The 1,640-nt window shown below is 70.0% G+C and carries 2 protein-coding genes; both read right to left on the bottom strand.

The annotated features are described in order from the left end of the window. Window positions 1–779 (bottom strand): FAD-binding protein (locus IJH84_RS17700; protein WP_295146432.1); only part of this gene is annotated, 779 nt, incomplete at its 3' end. Window positions 780–1,091: 312 nt separating this feature from the next. Then, window positions 1,092–1,640, bottom strand: a 549-nt coding sequence (locus tag IJH84_RS17695) for an acyl-CoA dehydrogenase family protein (protein WP_295146430.1), incomplete at its 5' end; no start/stop codon positions are given.

Raw genomic sequence — 1,640 nt, 5'->3', positions numbered from 1 at the left:
GTGAGGTGATCCGCCGCCGTCTCGTCGACGAACCGCTCGCCCGCCAGGTTGAACAGGGCCGCGTGTTCGCTGTAGTAGAGCGTGATGTCCACGAACAGCTCGGGCTCCAGCGCGACACCGGACGGAATCAAGTGCCCGTAGAACCCTGCGCCCTCCGATCCGATCGCCGCACCGGCCTCGATCGCCAGCCGCAGCCCGTCACCACTGCTGAACGGGTTCGACCGCAGCTCGACGTCCCGCGCCTGCTCGTGCAGGTACCGCGCGCGCAGTTCGGCGTCCGCCTGGAAACCGCCGGTGGCCAGCAACGTCGCCGTCGCCTCCACGGTCCGCACCGAGCCATCGGCCAGACCTATTTCCGCACCGCGCACCGCGCCGTCGTCTAGCAGCAACCTCCGGGCCGACGCCTCGGTGACGATCACGCCGTTCTCCCCGACCACGTGCCGGCAGCCGTCGACGTAGTGCGCGGTGTCGAACCGGTGCCCGCGCCCGTAGCCGATCACCGGTACGCGCTCGCCACAGCTCACTCCCAGCGAACCGATCCACTCGACGACGTCGTCGAAGTCGTCCACCAGCGCCCTTTTCAGCCCGGGGTCGCCACCGGGGTTCACCCGGTCCATCACGTCGTGGTCGGGCGCGGTCCAGATGTATCCCGCGTACTGGCCCGATCCGCCGAGCAAGGGGCCCTTCTCCACCACCATCGCCGACCCGCCACCGCGGACCGTCGTGGCCGCGGCCGTCATACCGGCGATACCGCCGCCGAGCACCAGCAGATCAAACATCGCTCACCGCACCTCCTCGTAGAACGTCATGCGAGTTCTTCCAAATGAACCGAGCGATGACCAGGCCACCGAGCCGCTCCCCAGCGCCGGGCTCATGCGGGTGGAGACCACCAGCCAGGTCGCGACGGGGAGAGCACCACCGCGAGATGGCCGTAGCTCGCGAAGTCGTTGTTCTCCACCGCCCTCCCGGCAGCAGCCGCGAAACTCACTCGTTCACCGACGAACATCTGTTGCCGTGAAGCGATTTCGCTGATGATCACCGTTGCCCCCTCAGCGGCGGAAGCGGTCGTCCCGCGCACCTCCGGTCACCGGTCACCCGGCGTCGACGTGCAGGCCCGCCAGCAGGCTCTCCTGGTGGGTGCGCCGATCACCGAAGAGCACCGCGCTCGTGGCCGCCCGGCGGAAGTGCAGGTGCGCCGGGTGCTCCCAGGTGAACCCGATGCCGCCGTGCACCTGAATGGTCTCGGCGGCGACGTACTCGTAGGACCGGCTGCAGGTCAGCGCCGCCGTGGCTGCGGCGATGCCGGCCTCCGGCGAGTCCTCCGCGATCAGCCCGGTGGCCCACAGCGATGCCGACCGCGCGGACTCGAGCTCCACGGTCATGTCGGCGCAGCGGTGCTTGATCGCCTGCAGCGTCCCGATCGGACGTCCGAACTGGACGCGGTTCTTGACGTGCTCGACCGCCATGTCGAGCGACGCCGCCGCGCCGCCGGTCTGCTCGCAGGCCAGCGCCGTCACCGCGCGGTCGCGCACCCGCCCGAGCACCCGCTCCCCGGTGCCCGGATCGCTGACCAGTCGTGCCGGTGCCCCGTCGAAGGTGACGGTGGCCAGTTGCCGGTTCGGGTCCATAGCGCGGTCGGT

It is taken from the genome of Saccharopolyspora sp., from assembly GCF_017434145.1.
Classification (GTDB): domain Bacteria; phylum Actinomycetota; class Actinomycetes; order Mycobacteriales; family Pseudonocardiaceae; genus Saccharopolyspora_C; species Saccharopolyspora_C galaxeae.
Note: the sequence above shows the minus strand (reverse complement) of the source record. Positions and strands in the feature narration are given on the sequence as shown.